This is a genomic window from Sulfurimonas iocasae, from assembly GCF_047716755.1.
In the GTDB taxonomy this organism is placed as follows: domain Bacteria; phylum Campylobacterota; class Campylobacteria; order Campylobacterales; family Sulfurimonadaceae; genus Sulfurimonas.
In genome coordinates this window covers 183,566-200,857 of sequence record NZ_CP180409.1, presented here as the reverse complement: position 1 = coordinate 200,857, position 17,292 = coordinate 183,566, and the positions used below count along the sequence as shown (strand labels likewise).

The 17,292-nt window shown below is 34.6% G+C and carries 14 protein-coding genes and 4 tRNA genes; 7 read left to right on the top strand and 11 right to left on the bottom strand.

Annotated features, from left to right (window positions below):
* Positions 1-49 precede the first annotated feature (49 nt).
* The 5 genes from ACLHDE_RS01100 to ACLHDE_RS01080 all read right to left on the bottom strand — a co-directional run bounded on the left by ACLHDE_RS01100 (position 50) and on the right by ACLHDE_RS01080 (position 4,366).
* Complete coding sequence (locus ACLHDE_RS01100) at positions 50-559, bottom strand: MotE family protein (RefSeq protein ID WP_415397315.1); 510 nt, start codon at positions 557-559, stop codon at positions 50-52.
* Positions 556-978 carry a flagellar export protein FliJ gene (locus ACLHDE_RS01095; protein ID WP_415397314.1) on the bottom strand — a complete coding sequence of 141 codons (423 nt, stop codon included), beginning with the start codon at positions 976-978 and terminating at the stop codon, positions 556-558. The genes ACLHDE_RS01100 and ACLHDE_RS01095 overlap by 4 nt, the downstream gene beginning before the upstream one ends.
* A gap of 142 nt (positions 979-1,120) precedes the next feature.
* Positions 1,121-2,368: an adenylosuccinate synthase gene (locus tag ACLHDE_RS01090; RefSeq protein WP_415397313.1), complete on the bottom strand. Its 1,248-nt coding sequence runs from the start codon at positions 2,366-2,368 to the stop codon at positions 1,121-1,123.
* A gap of 21 nt (positions 2,369-2,389) precedes the next feature.
* Positions 2,390-3,238: an ATP phosphoribosyltransferase regulatory subunit gene (locus ACLHDE_RS01085; protein ID WP_415397312.1), complete on the bottom strand. Its 849-nt coding sequence runs from the start codon at positions 3,236-3,238 to the stop codon at positions 2,390-2,392.
* Positions 3,239-4,366: a pyridoxal-phosphate-dependent aminotransferase family protein gene (locus ACLHDE_RS01080; protein ID WP_415397311.1), complete on the bottom strand. Its 1,128-nt coding sequence runs from the start codon at positions 4,364-4,366 to the stop codon at positions 3,239-3,241.
* 144 nt (positions 4,367-4,510) lie between these two features.
* Between ACLHDE_RS01080 and ACLHDE_RS01075 the strand changes: the two genes are divergently transcribed.
* Entirely contained in the window at positions 4,511-5,281 is a 771-nt protein-coding gene (locus tag ACLHDE_RS01075; protein ID WP_415397310.1) for an undecaprenyl-diphosphate phosphatase, read from the top strand.
* A gap of 339 nt (positions 5,282-5,620) precedes the next feature.
* On the opposite strand, the gene rdgB is transcribed toward ACLHDE_RS01075, so the two are convergent.
* Positions 5,621-6,208: an RdgB/HAM1 family non-canonical purine NTP pyrophosphatase gene (gene rdgB / locus ACLHDE_RS01070; protein ID WP_415397309.1), complete on the bottom strand. Its 588-nt coding sequence runs from the start codon at positions 6,206-6,208 to the stop codon at positions 5,621-5,623.
* A 96-nt stretch (positions 6,209-6,304) separates the two neighbouring features.
* Here rdgB and ACLHDE_RS01065 point away from each other — a divergent pair, with 96 nt between their 5' ends.
* Complete coding sequence (locus ACLHDE_RS01065) at positions 6,305-7,618, top strand: MFS transporter (RefSeq protein WP_415397308.1); 1,314 nt, start codon at positions 6,305-6,307, stop codon at positions 7,616-7,618.
* 96 nt (positions 7,619-7,714) lie between these two features.
* Entirely contained in the window at positions 7,715-7,891 is a 177-nt protein-coding gene (locus ACLHDE_RS01060) for a hypothetical protein (protein WP_415397307.1), read from the top strand.
* A 2-nt stretch (positions 7,892-7,893) separates the two neighbouring features.
* Here ACLHDE_RS01060 and infC read toward each other — a convergent pair whose 3' ends face one another.
* The 3 genes from infC to ilvD are packed head-to-tail and all read right to left on the bottom strand — an operon-like array spanning position 7,894 to position 11,918.
* Positions 7,894-8,385 (bottom strand): translation initiation factor IF-3, encoded by a 492-nt coding sequence (gene infC, locus ACLHDE_RS01055; protein ID WP_415398555.1) that lies wholly within the window; start codon positions 8,383-8,385, stop codon positions 7,894-7,896.
* Between the two features lie 20 nt (positions 8,386-8,405).
* Positions 8,406-10,214 carry a threonine--tRNA ligase gene (thrS, locus tag ACLHDE_RS01050; RefSeq protein ID WP_415397306.1) on the bottom strand — a complete coding sequence of 603 codons (1,809 nt, stop codon included), beginning with the start codon at positions 10,212-10,214 and terminating at the stop codon, positions 8,406-8,408.
* 15 nt (positions 10,215-10,229) lie between these two features.
* A complete protein-coding gene (gene ilvD / locus ACLHDE_RS01045) occupies positions 10,230-11,918 on the bottom strand; it encodes a dihydroxy-acid dehydratase (RefSeq protein WP_415397305.1) in 1,689 nt (562 codons plus the stop codon).
* Positions 11,919-12,058: 140 nt separating this feature from the next.
* On the opposite strand from ilvD, the gene ACLHDE_RS01040 reads away from it, so the two are divergent.
* The 4 genes from ACLHDE_RS01040 (at position 12,059) to ACLHDE_RS01025 (ending at position 12,470) form a co-directional block, all read left to right on the top strand.
* Positions 12,059-12,133: transfer RNA gene (locus ACLHDE_RS01040), tRNA-Gly, on the top strand.
* A gap of 33 nt (positions 12,134-12,166) precedes the next feature.
* A tRNA-Leu gene (locus tag ACLHDE_RS01035) sits at positions 12,167-12,253 on the top strand.
* Between the two features lie 18 nt (positions 12,254-12,271).
* Positions 12,272-12,345 (top strand) — tRNA-Cys (locus tag ACLHDE_RS01030).
* Positions 12,346-12,381: 36 nt separating this feature from the next.
* A tRNA-Ser gene (locus tag ACLHDE_RS01025) sits at positions 12,382-12,470 on the top strand.
* Positions 12,471-12,675: 205 nt separating this feature from the next.
* On the opposite strand, the gene proB is transcribed toward ACLHDE_RS01025, so the two are convergent.
* Both proB and ACLHDE_RS01015 read right to left on the bottom strand, forming a co-directional pair.
* On the bottom strand, positions 12,676-13,473 hold the full coding sequence (gene proB, locus ACLHDE_RS01020; protein WP_415397304.1) for a glutamate 5-kinase: 798 nt from the start codon (positions 13,471-13,473) through the stop codon (positions 12,676-12,678).
* Between the two features lie 46 nt (positions 13,474-13,519).
* Positions 13,520-17,107 carry a proline dehydrogenase family protein gene (locus ACLHDE_RS01015; protein ID WP_415397303.1) on the bottom strand — a complete coding sequence of 1,196 codons (3,588 nt, stop codon included), beginning with the start codon at positions 17,105-17,107 and terminating at the stop codon, positions 13,520-13,522.
* Between the last annotated feature and the right edge of the window lie 185 nt (positions 17,108-17,292).

Here is a 17,292-nt window from a genome sequence, read left to right as displayed (position 1 = left end):
ATTTATGCATTTTACAATAATTATGATTAGAGTTTGATTATGCTCTTTGTTATTTAGCTAAAAGTAGTGTAAGGACAGAAGCTTTTTGGGAATCCATTTTGGTCAAAATTTTTCCGACAGTTTTTGGTTTTAAAGAGCTTAGAATCGAAGCGGCTTCTTGTGCATCCATATCTGATAAAATACTTGCAGCTGAACCCGCTTTCATTTTTGAAAAAGTTTGAGCTATTTTATCCATTTTTAAGTTTTTTATTTCTTTTAAAACTTTTTCATTTCTTTTAAGCATTTTTTTTATTGACTCTTCTTTTATAGTAATTTCATTAAGTTTTCTATCTACTATTTCCTCTTTTTGTTCAAGTCTAATCTCTTTCTTTTTTAATAGTTCTTCTGTTGCGATTTTTAAAGAACTTAGTGCTTGTTTTTGCTCATCGATTCTCTCTAGTTCAACTAGAAGCTCACTCTTTCTTTCTTTAAATATTTGAGTACAGTCAAAGAGTCTATCACTAGTTTGTAGAGCTATAAGAGATGTGAAAGTAAACATAAATAATATAAATATTCTCAATTTTTTCCCTTTTGCGCATAAATCATTAGAGCAACTTCATCTAAATCTTTTGCTTCTTTTACTTTAAGTTTTTTTATCTCTTTTTGGATCTCTTGAAGCTCTAAATATTTGAACTTTTCATGCTCAATCATATCAAGTTTTAGTTTTTCTTTTGCTGACTCTACTTGATTTTTGGCAAATTTAGTCCATTCTTTGTTATGTTCTATCAATCCACGTCCAGAAGACAAAAGAGTTCTATTGGCTATAAAATCTTTCATACTGCCGTTTTGTGGTGGTGTTATATCTTTGATTGATTGGTAAGAGATTTCTAGTGCTATTGCAGCGCTATTAAGGTCTGCATTGGCTCTTTGAACAACTTGCTCGCTTTTATCCATAGTATTTTTTTTTAATTTTACTAAAGAGCTAAAACGAGTCTTCATAATAATCCTTAATTTTATTGCATAAAATGAAGGAAACCTTCATCTATGTTATAACGCCATCGGAAGTAATTCCGCTGACTACGCTAACGCTAGGTTTTCTTCGGCAGAAAACCCATTGCACTAGTGCAATTTTAGATTTCATCTATAATATTATTGTATCATCTCTCTCAGGAGAAGTAGAAATTATACCTACTTTTGTTTTACTTATTTCTTCAATAGTTTTTACGAAATCTTGTGCATCTTGAGGAAGTGCGTCAAAAGTTCTTGCACCTACAGAGTTATTCCAGCCTTTAAATGTTTTGTAAATTGGTTTTACATCTTCAAGGTTTGATGGCATGTAATCTATCTCTTTACCATCTAATTCATAAGCTACACAAAGTTTTACTTCATTAAAACCATCAAGAACATCAAGTTTCATAAGCGCTAATTCATCACAACCATTTAAGCGAGCAGCATGGCGCGTTGCTACTGCATCAAACCAACCACAACGGCGAGCACGGCCAGTCGTTGTTCCAAACTCATGACCTTGCTCTCCAAGTCTTTTACCGTCTTCACCGAAATCTTCACTTGGAAAAGGTCCATTACCAACACGAGTACAGTAAGCTTTAACTATTCCTATAACTTTACCAATATCTTTAGGGTTAATACCAAGACCTGTACAAGCACCTGCTGAGACTGTAGCAGATGACGTTACATAAGGATAAGTTCCATGGTCAATATCTAAAAGTGTACCCTGAGCACCCTCTAAAAGAATTCTCTTATTTTCATCAAGAGCTCTCCATACCATCTGAGTTGTATCTGTAATAAAAGGAGCTAATTTAGCTTTATAACTTTCAAGTTCTCCAAGAAGTTCAGACTCAATTGGAGTAGGTATTTCATAAATATCAAATACTTGTCTATTTTGTTCAAAATACTCAAGGATTGAAGCAGTAAGTTTTACAGGATTTAAAAGCTCACCAACACGAAAACCGGTACGATTGATTTTATCTGCATATGCAGGTCCAATTCCCTTACCAGTTGTACCAATTGCTTTATCGCCCTTTAGTTTCTCTTTAGCTTGATCAACCAAAGCGTGGTAGTAAAGATTTAAGTGCGCTTTATCTGAAATATAAAGACGACCTTCTAAGTTTTCAAACTGAACCATCTCTTTGATAATTGATTCAGGAGAAAGGACTACACCATTACCAACTACATTGATTGCTTCGGGGTTTAAAACACCTGAAGGAACTAAGTGAAGTGCATACTTAACACCATCAACCCAAATAGTATGACCTGCATTGTGACCACCTTGACTTCTACAAACCATATCATATTCACATGCTAGTCTATCAACTATCTTGCCTTTTCCTTCATCACCCCACTGTATACCTACAATTAAATCTGCTTTCATATTTCCTCTTTCTCTCTATTCTTATTTAGTTAATGTTTCACAAAGTGCATCTGTATAAATTGCAAATCCAACCGAAGTAAGATCCTCATTTTTATATCTTCCACCTCTAGCATATACTTCATTTTTATCTATTACTCTAAAAAACAACTCATCATAGTAAAGCATTTTTGCATAGTACATAGGTGCTAAAACTGTGTTATCAAACTTGGTTTCTATACACAGTTCTTTCATTTTAAGTAACTCTTGTTTAATCGCTTGGGGAACAATTTCTAAAAGTTCATCAACCTGTTCTATATGCTGAAGATATACAAGTTTTTCTACCCACTCAACTTTTAAGTTTAAAAATTTCTCTATATTAAGATGACGAAAATCATCAAGTGTTAACTCGCCAAACATATTTACTAAAATTTTAGGAATTCTTATATTTGAAATTTGTATTAAAGGTTTTATCTCTAGTTTATCAAAAATATCAACTGCTAAGTTCATAACAGATGATAGATTTTTCTCTCCCATAAACTCAACGCCAACTTGGTACTGTTCCTCAGTTGGATAACGCAGTACCGGCTGAATATAGAACCATTTTTTTTGTTCAGTATTTGTTCCAAGGCGTTTTTGAATAATTCTAACAACATCTATAGTAGAATCTGCTCTTAAAGATAGAGAGTTGTTCATCTCATCATTTACCTTTATAAGCTCTTTTTCATTCGCGATACTTAGGTGTTGATGGTATGAAAATATTGGAGTAACAATCTCTTCAAATCCATCAGCATCCAAAATATCACTAGCTACTTTTTCAATATGGCGTTTTACTTTAGCGCTTTTACCAAAGTAAAGTTTAGAACCATTTGGAATTTCATGCTCTAATATCATCTATATCTCTTTTTTTTCTAATGCGGTTAAAAAATAAGTTTCGTTATATACTTTTGAAGCAATTCCAGCGTATTCTAATCGTCCCATACGGTGCAATATAAGTTCTATTGCATTTACAACCCAAATAGACTCATATGGCTCAATCAATCCCATCTGGTTTATACGAAAAATTTTGCCTTTAAGATGATCTTGCCCGCCAGCCACATTTACAGCATATTCCTCTTTTAAAGCTGAACGAATTTTTGATGCATCTTTATCGTCAACAGTTGTCATACTTTTTGCAGGAGTAGAGGGATAGATATGTAAACCTATCGCTTCAAGTGCAGCTTTTGTAGCTTTGGCACGTCTAGCTGTATTGCAATAAAGCACTCCTATTCCACCTTGTTTTTCTATGGTCTCTAAAACTTCCAGAAGTCCAATGATTAAAGTGGTAGCAGCGGTAAATGCCGTTGTATTTTTTCTTTGAGACTTTATCTCAGATGCAAGGTTTAGGTAGTAACCTTTTCCAGCTCCAATTTTCTCGATTGCCTTGTTGCTAAGTCCAATAATAGAAAGACCTGGAGGAAGCATAAGTGCTTTTTGACTACCTGCAATCAGACAGTCAATATTTGTCACATCTATTCTCTCAACACCAACAGCAGTGATACCATCAGCAATAATCATAATCTCAGGATTTATCTCTTTTACAGCCTTTGCAAGTTCTTCTACAGGGTGACGAAGTCCACCAGCTGATTCGCTAATCTGTACAGCAATAGCGTCAATGTTACTGTTTGATTTAACAGCTTCAACAATTGCTTCTACGCTTACAGGTGTGTCCCACTCATTTTTTATCTCAACATTTCCTAAGCCATTAGCAATTGCAATTTTCCCAAATCTCTCTCCAAACTTTCCAGAGTTAACATTCAAAAGAGTGTTGTGACACAGGTTTATAACAGCCGCTTCCATAGCACCAGTTCCGCTAGATGCAAGCATAATAACTTCATCAGTATTAAAAAGATTAAAAAGATGTTTTCTTGTTTTTTCAAAGATTGCTTCAAATTCTGGTGTACGGTGATGCATAGTTTCATCACTCATAGCATTACGTACATTTTGAGGTACTGGAGTTGGTCCAGGTGTAAAAAGTAACATTTAGGTTCCTGCATAGTTTATATTATAAATTAAAACCTCGTATTATATCGAAATAACTTAAATTCTTGATTATTATATGCTAAGATTTCATCCAGATAAGTCTATCATGACAAATTTATTTTTTTCTTTAACAAAGGTGCTCTTATGACAATAGTAGATTCAATCATTTTAGGAATTATAGAAGGCTTTACGGAGTTCTTACCTATTTCATCTACTGGGCACTTAATAGTAGCCAGCCAATTCTTAGGTATAGACCAAACAAATGTTACAAAAGCTTATGAAGTCATCATACAATTTGCAGCAATTTTAGCTGTTATTTTCAACTATAAAGATAAATTTACTTTTAAAAAAATAGATCTTTGGACTAAAGTTTTTCTTGCATTTGTTCCTATCGGTGCTGTCGGTTTTATTTTCTCATCACAGATAAAAGCACTCTTTAGTATAGAGATAGTAGCTATCATGTTTATAGTCGGCGGTGTGATATTTTTAATTGTTGAGAAATTTTTCATACCAAATGAGACAAAGTTAATTGATGATGTTGAAGAAGTCACCTTAAAGCAAGCTCTAATAATTGGATTTGCTCAAATTTTTGCCCTTATTCCAGGAACAAGTAGAGCTGGTTCTACAATCATCGGAGCACTGCTAGTAGGTCTTAGCAGAAAAGCAAGTGCTGAGTTTAGTTTTTTACTTGCTTTTCCTGTTATGAGCGCCGTTACAGCCTATGATTTACTGAAGCATTATCATGAGTTTAGTGATGCAAATCTTATGACTTTAGCGGTTGGTTTTGTAGTATCATTCTTTGTAGCTTACCTAACTATAAAACTCTTTTTGGCATTCTTAGAAAAGTTTACATTTGTTGCATTTGGCGTCTATAGAATTATCTTTGGTGTTTTACTTTTAGTGCTGATTAATTAGCAAAGAAAACTTACTTATTTTCTAGGTTTTATAAAATGGAATAATGTTTGCTATATTTGCTCTGACATCTGTCAACGGAGTAAGTTTTTTTTCTTTTTCGGCTAAACGTTTACTTTATAAATGTTTGATCATCAAAGAAATTTTCACTATATAGGAGGTATTATGCATATTATAAGCAGATACAACGACCACTTACATAGTTTTATAGATAGACTAGAAACTTCTTTCTATAATTTAAGTCTAAAGTTTTTATAAAACTTAGTTACAAACAGTTCTTAAATCACTAAAGATGCTCAAGGATGTTTTATCGATTTATGATCTAAGATCCACGGACGGACCTTAAAAACTTTTTATAATTTTCTTTGCAAGACTTAACGCTTTTGCACGATGAGAAAGCTTTTTCTTAATTTCATCATCCAACTCACCAAGTGTTTTATCATATCCAAGTGGAACAAACATAGGATCATAACCAAAGCCACCCTCACCAATCGTCTCTGTTAAAGCAGTTCCATACATCCAACCATGAACACAATACTCACCATTTTTTGTAACTATTGCTATTGCAGCAGTATAGTGTGCAGGTGAAGATTTTACGCCTTTGGCTTTTATATCATCTATGAGTTTATATAAATTATCTTTATCGTTTGCATCTGCACCAGCATGTCTTGCACTGTAGATGCCAGGCTTACCATCAAGTATATCTACACTTATACCACTATCATCTGCTAAAACTATTACATCTTTATCATTCAAAGCATTAAAAACCGCTCTCGCTTTTATAAGAGCATTTTCTTTAAAAGTATCTCCATCTTCTACAATTTCAAATTCTTTTATAAGTTGGCTATATGGAATAACTTCATAATCTTGGCAAAGTGCCTGTATCTCTCTTACTTTACCTTTATTAGATGTAGCTAAAACTAATTTCAAATTTCATTCCTTATAGTGTTTGTAATAATCTTTTATATATAATCACGAAATTATACTCAAATAAAAGTAGTAATGCACTCTACTTAAAGGCAATACATGTTTAAAAAAGTTTTTCCTCTCTCCGCTATAATCTCACTTAGATTTTTAGGTCTGTTTTTAGTTCTACCTGTTATTTCACTTTATGCAGCATCTATGACTGACAATCTTCTTTTGGTTGGTATTATTGTTGGTGGTTATGCTCTGACTCAAGCTATTTTTCAAGTTCCATTTGGAGTAATGAGTGACAAAATAGGAAGAAAACCAACTCTCCTTGTTGGGCTTATCATCTTTCTTATTGGTTCACTTATCGCAGGATTTGCAACAGATATTTATACTCTGATGCTAGGGCGTTTTCTTCAAGGTGCTGGAGCTATTGGTTCAGTTATTACTGCAATGATTTCTGATTTAGTTGAAGAAGAAGTTAGAGGTAAGGCAATGGCAATTATGGGAGCTACTATTGCTCTTAGTTTTGCAACGGCTATGGGTCTTGGACCTGTAATTGGAGCTTCTTACGGTGTTGATACTCTTTTCTTCATTACAGCTGGTTTATCAGTATTTGCTATGATACTTCTATTTACTAAAGTACCAACTCCTCCAAGAATAAAACATATTTACCACAAAAAAGCTAAAACATCTGATATCTTAAAAGATTCAAATCTTTTAAATATGATTATTATTAATGCGATGCAAAAAGGTTTAATGACTGTTGCTTTTGTTCTTATCCCTATTATCTTAACAAGTGATGCTTTTGCTTGGGAAAAAAGTGACCTATATATGGCTTACTTGCCAGCTATGGTTCTAGGACTTATTGCTATGGGACCTGCAGCAGTTTTTGGTGAAAAGCATAATAAACCTAAACAAATCTTTTTAGTCTCAATCGTATTATTTATAGGTTCATTTTTAATTATGGGACTTACTGCTTCAAGCACACTTTTCATCGTTGGTGTTTCAATGTTCTTTATAGCATTCAACATGATGGAGCCACTTGTTCAATCTATGATTACTAAGTTTGCAAAAGTTCACCAAAAAGGTGCAGCTCTTGGCATCTCTAACTCTGTTGCTTATTTTGCTACCTTCATAGGTGGTACGCTAGCAGGTCTAATGCTTAATATTAGCGATAGAGAGACTATTGGCATCTCTGTAGCTGTTTTAGCTACTATTTGGTTACTATGGACTCTAAAATTACAAAATCCTACTAAACATTCTCATCTATTTATCTCTAAAGACGATATAGATACAGAGAAACTAAATAAACTTGAAAATGAGCATATCGCTGAATGGTATGTAAATGAAACAGAAAATCTAGTAGTTATTAAATATATAGCAGGTGCTATAGAAGAAGATGAATTAAAAGCTAAAATCTCTAAATAAGATTTTAGCTTCTCCTCTACCCTTCTTTTCTACTTAAGATTTCTTTTACATTTTTTTCACACTTTATTTTTATACACTTCTATTCAAGGATGAAACATGAATGACTTATATATTGAACATCTATTAAGTTATGAAGAAATTGATACTCAAAAAGAGAGAAAAATTCAACTTAGTTTTTTAGATGAATTTGGGGAAGGAAAGACTGATGAAGATGAGATTATACAAAATCTCATCTTTACATGTGAAGAGGGAATTGACTACAGAAAAATATAATACTACTTCTGAGGAGTAACATACATATTAAAGTAGCGTCCTTCAAACTTAGGTGGTTTTTCCATCACACCTATATCTTCAACCATTGGCCAAACACGAAGAAGAACTTCTTTACCTGCCTCAGGATGTGCCATTTCACGACCTCTTAAAAATACACGGAATTTTACATGAAATCCTTTTTCTAAGAACTCTCTTGCATGCTTAACTTTATAAGCAACATCATTTTCAGCAATTTTTACAGATAGTTTAATCTCTTTTACAACGATTTTAACCTGATTTTTTCTTTGCTCTTTTTGTTTTTTCTCTTCTTGGTATTTATATTTACCGTAGTCCATGATTTTAGCAACTGGTGGTTTTGCAGTAGGAGCGATAAGAACTAAATCCATACCTAACTCATTTGCTTTACTCATAGCTTCATCAGTAGAAATGATTCCTAGTGACTCTCCTCCATCTATACTACATCTTAACTCTGCTACACGGATATCGTCATTCATTATGACACGGTCTTTTTTGCTCAAAAATTTACCTCATTTATTTTAGTTTGTATAAGCTTCAAGAATTCATCTTCGCTTAAATTATATTGTTCTCTAGTTCTTCTGTCACGAATTGCAACAGTCTTACCTTCAACCTCTTCATCACCTATGATAACAAGCATAGGAACTCTCGTTTTTTCTGCTGTTCTAATTCTTTTATTTAAAGAATCATTTTTGTTGTAAATTTCGCTATCGGCATTTATATCGATAAGTTTATCCGCTAATTCCTTCGCATAACCGTGATGTGTATCAGCAATTGGAACGATGGCTACTTGCGTTGGAGCGATAAACATTGGAAACTCTCCAGCATAATGCTCCGTTAATATACCAATAAAACGCTCAAAAGAACCTAAAATTGCTCTGTGAATCATAACTGGCTGTATTTTATCGTTATTTTCACCATTATATTCAAGCTCAAAACGCTCCGGAAGATTAAAATCTAACTGGATTGTTCCACATTGCCACTCACGACCGATGGCATCTGTAATTTTAATATCAATCTTAGGTCCGTAGAAGGCTCCACCACCCTCATCTATTTCATAAGGTAGACTATTTTTGTCCATTGCATTTTTAAGTGCCTGTGTAGAGATTTCCCACACCTCGTCACTTCCAACAGCCTTCTCAGGTTTAGTAGAAATCATCATTTTATAGTCAAACTCAAATGTTGACATGATTTTATCTACAAAATCAACAACTTCAATAATCTGCTCTTCAATTTGATCTGATGTACAAAAAATATGGGCATCATCTTGAGTAAACTCACGAACTCTAAAAAGCCCGTGAAGAGCACCAGTAAATTCATGGCGGTGAACTACTCCATACTCAAAATATTTGATAGGTAGGTCTCTATAAGAGTGAAGCTCATCTTCATATACTTTAATATGACCAACACAGTTCATTGGTTTTACACCGAACTCTACATCATCTATGTTCGTGAAATACATATTTTCACCATAGTTTTGGTAGTGCCCAGATGTTTTCCAAAGATCGCTTCTTAGCATTTCAGGTCCACGAACAGGCTCATAACCACGTTTACGATGCGCTTTATAAAGAAGACTCTCTAATCTTGCACGAAGTCTTCCGCCAGCTGGCAGCCAGATAGGAAAACCTGCTCCAACTTCTTCACGGAAAGTAAAAAGCTTCATCTCGCCACCAACTTTTCTGTGGTCACGTTTTTCAGCTTCAGCTAACATTTCCATATGAGCTTTAAGCGATTCTTTATCTGCAAATGCTATACCATATATACGAGTTAGCATCTCGTTTTTAGAATCTCCACCAAGATAAGCACCAGATATTTTAGTAAGTTTAAAATATCTGATTAGACCAATATTTGGCAAGTGAGGTCCACGACAAAGGTCTTCAAACTCACCTTGCTTATAGATGCTAACTGTGTCATCAGGTATTCTGTCCATTACAGCAAGTTTTAAATGGTCATCTTTGAACTTCTCTTTTGCTTCATCCATAGAGATAGAGTACTTCTCAATTGGGTACTTTTTCTTAGCAAAAGATAACATCTGCTTTTCTATTTTTTTAAGGTCACTCTCACCTATCTCTGACTCTGTTTTAAAATCATAGTAAAAACCCTCTTTTACAGTTGGTCCTACATAAAACTTTGCATCTGGGTAGAGTGACTTTACTGCTTGAGCCATTAGGTGCGCTGTTGAATGGCGAAGAACCTCTAAAGAGTCCTCTGAGTTATCAAGATGAATCTGCTCACCCTCATGCCCAAGTTCTTCAGCAGTTTGTAAATCAATAATTTGATTATTATGTTTTATAGCAATTACGTTCACTTATAATTTTCCTTTTTATAATTCAGTTTTTAATACTGCACCGTTTGAAGCATTAGAAACTAATAGTTGATATCTTTTTAACCACTTAGATTTAACTTCATTTTTATGAGGCTTCCATGCAGCTTTTCTTTTCGCCAAAATTTCTTCACTTACATTTAGTTGCAATAAGTGCTTGTCAGTATCAAGTTCTATCTCATCACCATCTTCTATAAGAGCTATCAGACCACCTTCTGCAGCCTCTGGAGAAACGTGACCAATAGATGCACCTTTTGTAGCTCCACTAAAACGACCATCTGTGATAAGCGCAACACTCTCACCTAGTCCCATTCCTTGGATAAGGGCAGTAGGAGCTAGCATTTCTTGCATACCAGGACCGCCTTTGGGACCTTCATAGCGGATAACTACAACATCACCAGCTTTTACTTTATGACTCATAATACCAGCTATTGCTTTTGGCTGAGAGTCAAAACAAATTGCACGTCCTTTGAACTGTCTCATAGTTGGGTCAATTCCTGCAGTTTTTACAACAGCACCTTCTAAAGCAAGGTTTCCAAAAAGAATTGAGAGACCGCCAACTTGAGAGTAAGCATTTTCATTTGTATGAATAATCTCTTCGTTTAAAATATTAGCATCTTTGATTCTCTCACCAAGAGTTTCTCCAGTTACAGTTGGGTTGTCAAGATAGAGAAGTCCACCTCTACGGCTTACCTCTTTCATAACTGCGTTTACACCACCAGCTTTGTCAATATCATCCATATGAACCGTTGTTAATGATGGAGAAATTTTAGCGATATGAGCTACATTATCAGCGATTTCATTGATTTTTTCGATTGGGAAATCAACTTCAGCTTCTTTTGCAATTGCTAACATATGAAGTACAGTATTTGAGCTTCCACCCATTGCCATATCTACAACAAATGCATTATGCACAGCTTTTTCATTTAAAATATTACGAAGATTGTTTTTTGCAGGATTATCTTCCTTAGCCAACTCAACTATGCGCTTAGCAGCTTTTTTAACCATTGCAATTCTCTCAGGAGTCATAGCTAAAACAGTTCCATTTCCAGGAAGTGCTATACCCATAGCTTCACAAAGAGTATTCATAGAGTTAGCTGTGAACATTCCAGAACAACTTCCGCCAGACGGACAAGCGTTACACTCTATTTCATAAAGTTCTTCATCTGTCATTTTACCTTCAGCATGTTCACCTACCGCTTCAAACGCAGTTGCAAGATCTATAGGCGTGCCATCTGCCTTATGTCCAGCTGCCATTGGTCCACCTGAAACAAAAATAGTAGGAACGTTAACACGAAGTGCTCCTATAATCATACCGGGAACAATTTTGTCGCAGTTAGGAATACAGATCATTGCGTCTAACTGGTGAGCATTCATTACAGTTTCTATAGAGTCAGCGATGATTTCACGAGAAGGAAGAGAGTAAAGCATACCTTCGTGACCCATAGCGATCCCATCATCAACACCAATAGTATTGAAAACAAATGGCACACCACCAGCTTCACGAATAGCCTCTTTTACTATTTCTCCATACTCATGTAAGAAAAAATGCCCTGGGATAATATCAATGTAGCTATTTGCTATTCCGATAAACGGTTTATCAAAGTCCTCATCTTTAAGACCTGTTGCTCTTAGTAGTGATCGGTGAGGAGCTTTATCAAAGCCCTTTTTTATAATGTCACTTCTCATAAAAATCCTTGTACCATAATTGTTCTTTTTAATATAAGTGCGATTATACCATTTTTTTTTATATTTCCCATGAAAACTCTTTACAAACAAAAATAAAATGGCTATAATTCCGCTCACTTAAAAAATAAGTGGCAAAAATTGCGGGAATAGCTCAGTGGTAGAGCACAACCTTGCCAAGGTTGGGGTCGCGAGTTCGAACCTCGTTTCCCGCTCCATTTAAAATTGTAAACTGTGAATTCATTCATTATGCCCGGATGGCGAAATTGGTAGACGCAGGGGACTTAAAATCCCCCGGTAGCAATACTGTGCCGGTTCAAGTCCGGCTCCGGGCACCATTGAAATGAAAGATAACTGGTGCCATCGCCAAGTGGTAAGGCCGCAGCCTGCAAAGCTGCTATCCCCAGTTCAAATCTGGGTGGCACCTCCAGTTTTATTTTTTAAAACTTTTCTAATACAAAAACGTGGATCTTTGGCAGAGTTGGTCGAATGCACTGGTCTTGAAAACCAGCGAGGGTTATACCTCCCAGAGTTCGAATCTCTGAGGGTCCACCACTTTTTAAAACAATCCCTTATTTATGATACTTACAGAAATTTCTAACAACTTAAAGTTATAGCTATATTTATATTTAATAATACATTTCAAATTATATAAAAGTGGAGATTGAACCTCATAGATGTTTTTTTACTTAAGCCACAAAGAACTATATATTTTTTCATTTGTGTCTATAAGTTTTGTCATTTTTCTAGTAAGTTAATCTCATTTTTTGTCTTTTTTTTCTTGTTCTTTTTTTTCTTGCTTGTAAGTAAAAAGTGTTCCTTTATTATGCACACCATCTATCAAGAACTCTCTAGTGCACGTTAAATCATAACCATTACATAGAAACATCTCTCTCTCTTTTTCAATAAGGTATTGAGCGGCTTTGAGTTTTGTGACAATTCCACCCGTTGCAAATTTAGAGTTTGGAGTATGATTTTGATTTAACTCTTCTTCTTTTATTTCAGTTACAAATTTTCTTATTTGTGCTTTAGGATTATCCTTAGGGTTAGAGTCGTAATAACCATCAATATCGCTTAATATTATAAGCATATCTGCTCCTGTATGGTAAGCAACATGTGCAGATAGTTGGTCATTGTCTCCAAATAGTTGATCTGGAGTTGTTGAGATGTCATTTTCGTTAACAATAGGTAAAATATCATGCTTTAATGTTCTGTCTATAATATCTTGAAAAATTCTAGTGTGCACTCTTGAATCAAAATCTTCCTCTGTTAAGAGTATCTGAGAAATAGTGACCTCATAAATATCAAACATATTTTTATAAGAACTCATTAAAATAGGTTGCCCGACAGAAGCTAAAACCTTTTTACTTGTGGGTATACTTCTGTTTAAGTTAACTGCTGTATATCCAGCGGCTACAGCACCAGATGAGACTAAAATAACTTCATATTTTTTTCTAGCTTCTGCAATCAAAGAGACCAGATGTAACATCCTCTCTTCTGCTATATTTGTTGTTTCCGTTAAAACGCTGCTTCCAACTTTAATAACTATTCTTTTCACTAATCTTCCCTTATTTTATTTAAAATTTTTATCTACGAAAATAGACTTAAAGCTCTTCTAACGTTAAACCTTGAATCCCTAAATTACCATATCTATGATAACTATTTGAGATACTTTGCTCAATAAAGTAGTGCATTAGTTCTAGGCGACCATGTGAGACAAAAGGACTACTTGCTATATATATTGCTTTACTTGCAACTTGCTCATAGATATTTTGTGTTACATTATCTGGATGTAAAAATCTAACTCTTTGAACTTTAGGCATCATCTCGATTAGCTCATTTTCATCATCTCTGTTTATACTATCCTCTCTACCTATAAATGAAGCTTGTTTTGATTCTAACCAGATAAATTCCGCTTTTTTGCTTTTCTTAGGTATAGAGATATGAAGTTTTGCGCCAATCATTTTAATAGCCATAATAGTCGTTAAAATCTCATCCAGTTCATCTTTCTCTTCTACTCTTAAAAGCACGCTCTCAACTGGAAGATAGCGACTAATATTGCTCTCCCCTCGTATGTGTGCATAGTCATGCTCTTTTAAAAACTCAACTTCATGCCAATGAGCAAAGTGACAAATATGACGAAGTGCTAACTCACACTCATCATTAAATACAGTATCACGAGTCAATAAGCTTCGCATCTGGTCTATAAACTGTGTTGAACAACTCTCATAAAGATTAGTCTCTTTATAATCTATGTTCATAAATTGGCTAACATAGTTAAAACCACCAGCTTTCTTGCCGCTACCAATAGCAGACTTTCTCATCCCACCAAATGGTTGACGAATTACAATAGCTCCTGTTGTACCACGGTTTATATAGAGATTTCCTGCAAGAATTTTATCTCTCCAATAATCTTGTTCTCTTTTATCTAGCGTTTCTATACCTGAAGTTAAACCATATCCAGTTGCATTTACTAGTTCTATAGCGTGTTCAAGATTATCTGCACACATTACACTAAGTACTGGACCAAACAGTTCGTTCATATGACAAAAATCATTGTTTTTTGTTCCCCATCTCACTGATGGGGTAAGCATATATGGGTTGCCTTTATCTGCGTAGGTTGGAGGGACAAGCCACTCTTCACCATCATCAAGATAAGTAAGTGATTTTTTAAGCTCTCCTGAGGGTAGATTTGCCAGAGTTCCTATGCGATTGGCAAAGTTCCATACTGAACCTGTTTGGAGTGATTCTACTGCCTCTTTTAAAGTCTTTTTAAAATCTTTATCTTCATATAATTCTTTTTCTAAAACTAGCAATGAAGTAGCTGAACATTTCTGTCCGGAGTTATGAAATGCAGATACAACTACATTTTTAATAGCTTGGTCTCTATCTGCAAGTGCTGTTACAATGGTAGCATCTTTACCTCCTGTTTCAGCACTTAAACTTATATCTGGACGTGATTTTATGATGCGGTGGGCTGTATTTTCTCCACCTGTAAATATAGTAAAATTAATATCTTTACTAGGTATAACATGTTTACCAACTTCACTTCCAGTCGCAGGAAGAAACTGAAGTGTATTTTTACTTATCCCTGCATCCCAAAAACATTGACAAAGTCTATATCCACAAAGGATGGAATCTTCGGCAGGTTTTAGTATTACCGTATTTCCTGCGGCTAATGATGCAGCAACTCCTCCAACAGGAATCGCAATAGGGAAATTCCAAGGACTTATAACTAAGCCAACACCTTTACTTGTTGCTTCAACGCCCGTAAGACCTGACATTTTTGCTACACTATAAGGGTAGAAATTTGCAAAGTCAATAGCTTCACTTACTTCTACATCTGTTTCAGTAAAAACTTTTCCAACTTCAGCAGCAGCCACACCAATTAAATCAGCTCTTGCCAAGCTTAACTCATGTGCCACATCCATTAGAATTTTTTGTCTCTCTAGGTAGTGCAGTTTTCTCCAGCCATCTGGGTCCTCTTTTGCAGTAGCGATAGCTACTCTCATATCGTCTTCATTAGCTTGTGTATAATGTCCGGCTAATTTTTTCTCATGATACCAGGATTTATCTATTACATCTATAATGTTTTCATCTCTTTGAACTATTCTACCACCAATAACGGGGTAAGCGTTAAAACCGCCAACTTTTCCAATATTTTGCCATTTATCACGTATGGCTTCCGCCCATTTTCTATTTGCAGGTAAAACAAAATCGGTATCTGGTTCATTTTCAAATTGATAATGTCTTGCATCAATATCTTTTTTAGTTATCTCTTTGTTCCTATCTTGCGTTCTGTATGCTTTTTGATCAACCGTTGGTATTAAAGCAATGGCGTCGTCATAACTTTTTATGAGAGTATCCCAAGCTGGAGTATCGACTTCAAGACCAAAACTATGTCTTAAAAAGTTTTGATCTGCTGTATTTTCATCAAATCGTCGAACAAGATAAGCAATAGCATTTGTAAATGTATCTTTAGTAGCGGTTGGAGCGTAAAGTATTACATTTAAACCCTCTTTCTTTAGCACTTCATAGGCTGCCTCGCTCATCCCCTCTAGCATCTCAGCAGAACAGTAAGCCTCAGTTGCCCTCTCTTTTGCTAAAAGCATAGCTAGTGCATGGTCAAATAGATTATGAGAGGCTACACCTGTATGAACATAGGGTGCGATTTCTGGGTCTAGCAAAAAATCCATTGCTATCTTAAAGTTTGCATCACTTTGGGCTTTAGATGAATAAGTAACATTATTCCAACCTCTCAAAGATGCTTCAGTTAACTCCATCTCTTGGTTTGCACCTTTGACAATACGGATTTTTATAGGAGCTCCACCATTAAGAACTCTATTTTTAGCCCAATCTGCTAAATCTCTAATATAAATCATAGCATCTGGTAGATAATTTTGAATAACAATACCTGAGTAAAAATCTTTAAATTCTTCTTTTTGCAAAACATTTTTAAATGAATCAATAGTGATTTCAATATCTTTATACTCTTCCATATCAAGATTTACAAATTTATACTTATCTTTATTATCTTTATCTTTGTATGTGTTTTTCATAGCCGCACGATAAACTTTTTCTAATTGTTGGGAGATTTTCGTAATATTATTTTCATGTGCATGTGGAATTATCTGAGAAAAAAGATTTGAAATTTTTATAGAAAGATAATCAACATCTGGATTTTTTAAAAGTTTTATATATTTATCTACTCTCGCTTGTGCCTCTTCTTCACTAAGGACTATTTCACCAATAACATTGATATTTACACGAGTTCCCTCATCTCTTCTAGCTTTCATGTGTTTAGCTAAAACTGGGTCTTCGCCCTTTATAACTATACTGCTAATGTCATTTCTAAGATACTGAATAAAAAGTGGTATAGATATAGAACTCACATAAATACCTACATCACGAAACAACCAGATAAGAATCTGTTCAAATTGAGAGAAAAAATCTGTACTTTTATATTTTGCAAAGATATGCTCTAACTGATCAGCAACTCTATCTCCATCTTTTGAACGAAAACTTTGATCAAGCAACTCAATAAGAAATATCTTATTAATAGGATTTTTCAGCATTTTCATCATCATGTCGTGAAAATCCTGTTCCTTACCTTTTCTTGAAACCTGTATCTTTTTTTGCCACTCATAAGCTATGCTTTTTACTTCTTGAACTGTTTTTTCTGGTATGCTCATATATCTTCCTCATCTTTATTGCTTAGCTTAATATAGCCATATTTATATTAATACTCTATATTGAGAATTAATAACCACTATAATATATTATAACTAATGCGTCAAGCAATGTAGTTTTATTTCTTATAGTGAAAAGCTAGGCATAGAAAAAGGAAATGATATAGCTATATTTAGTGATTTTTATG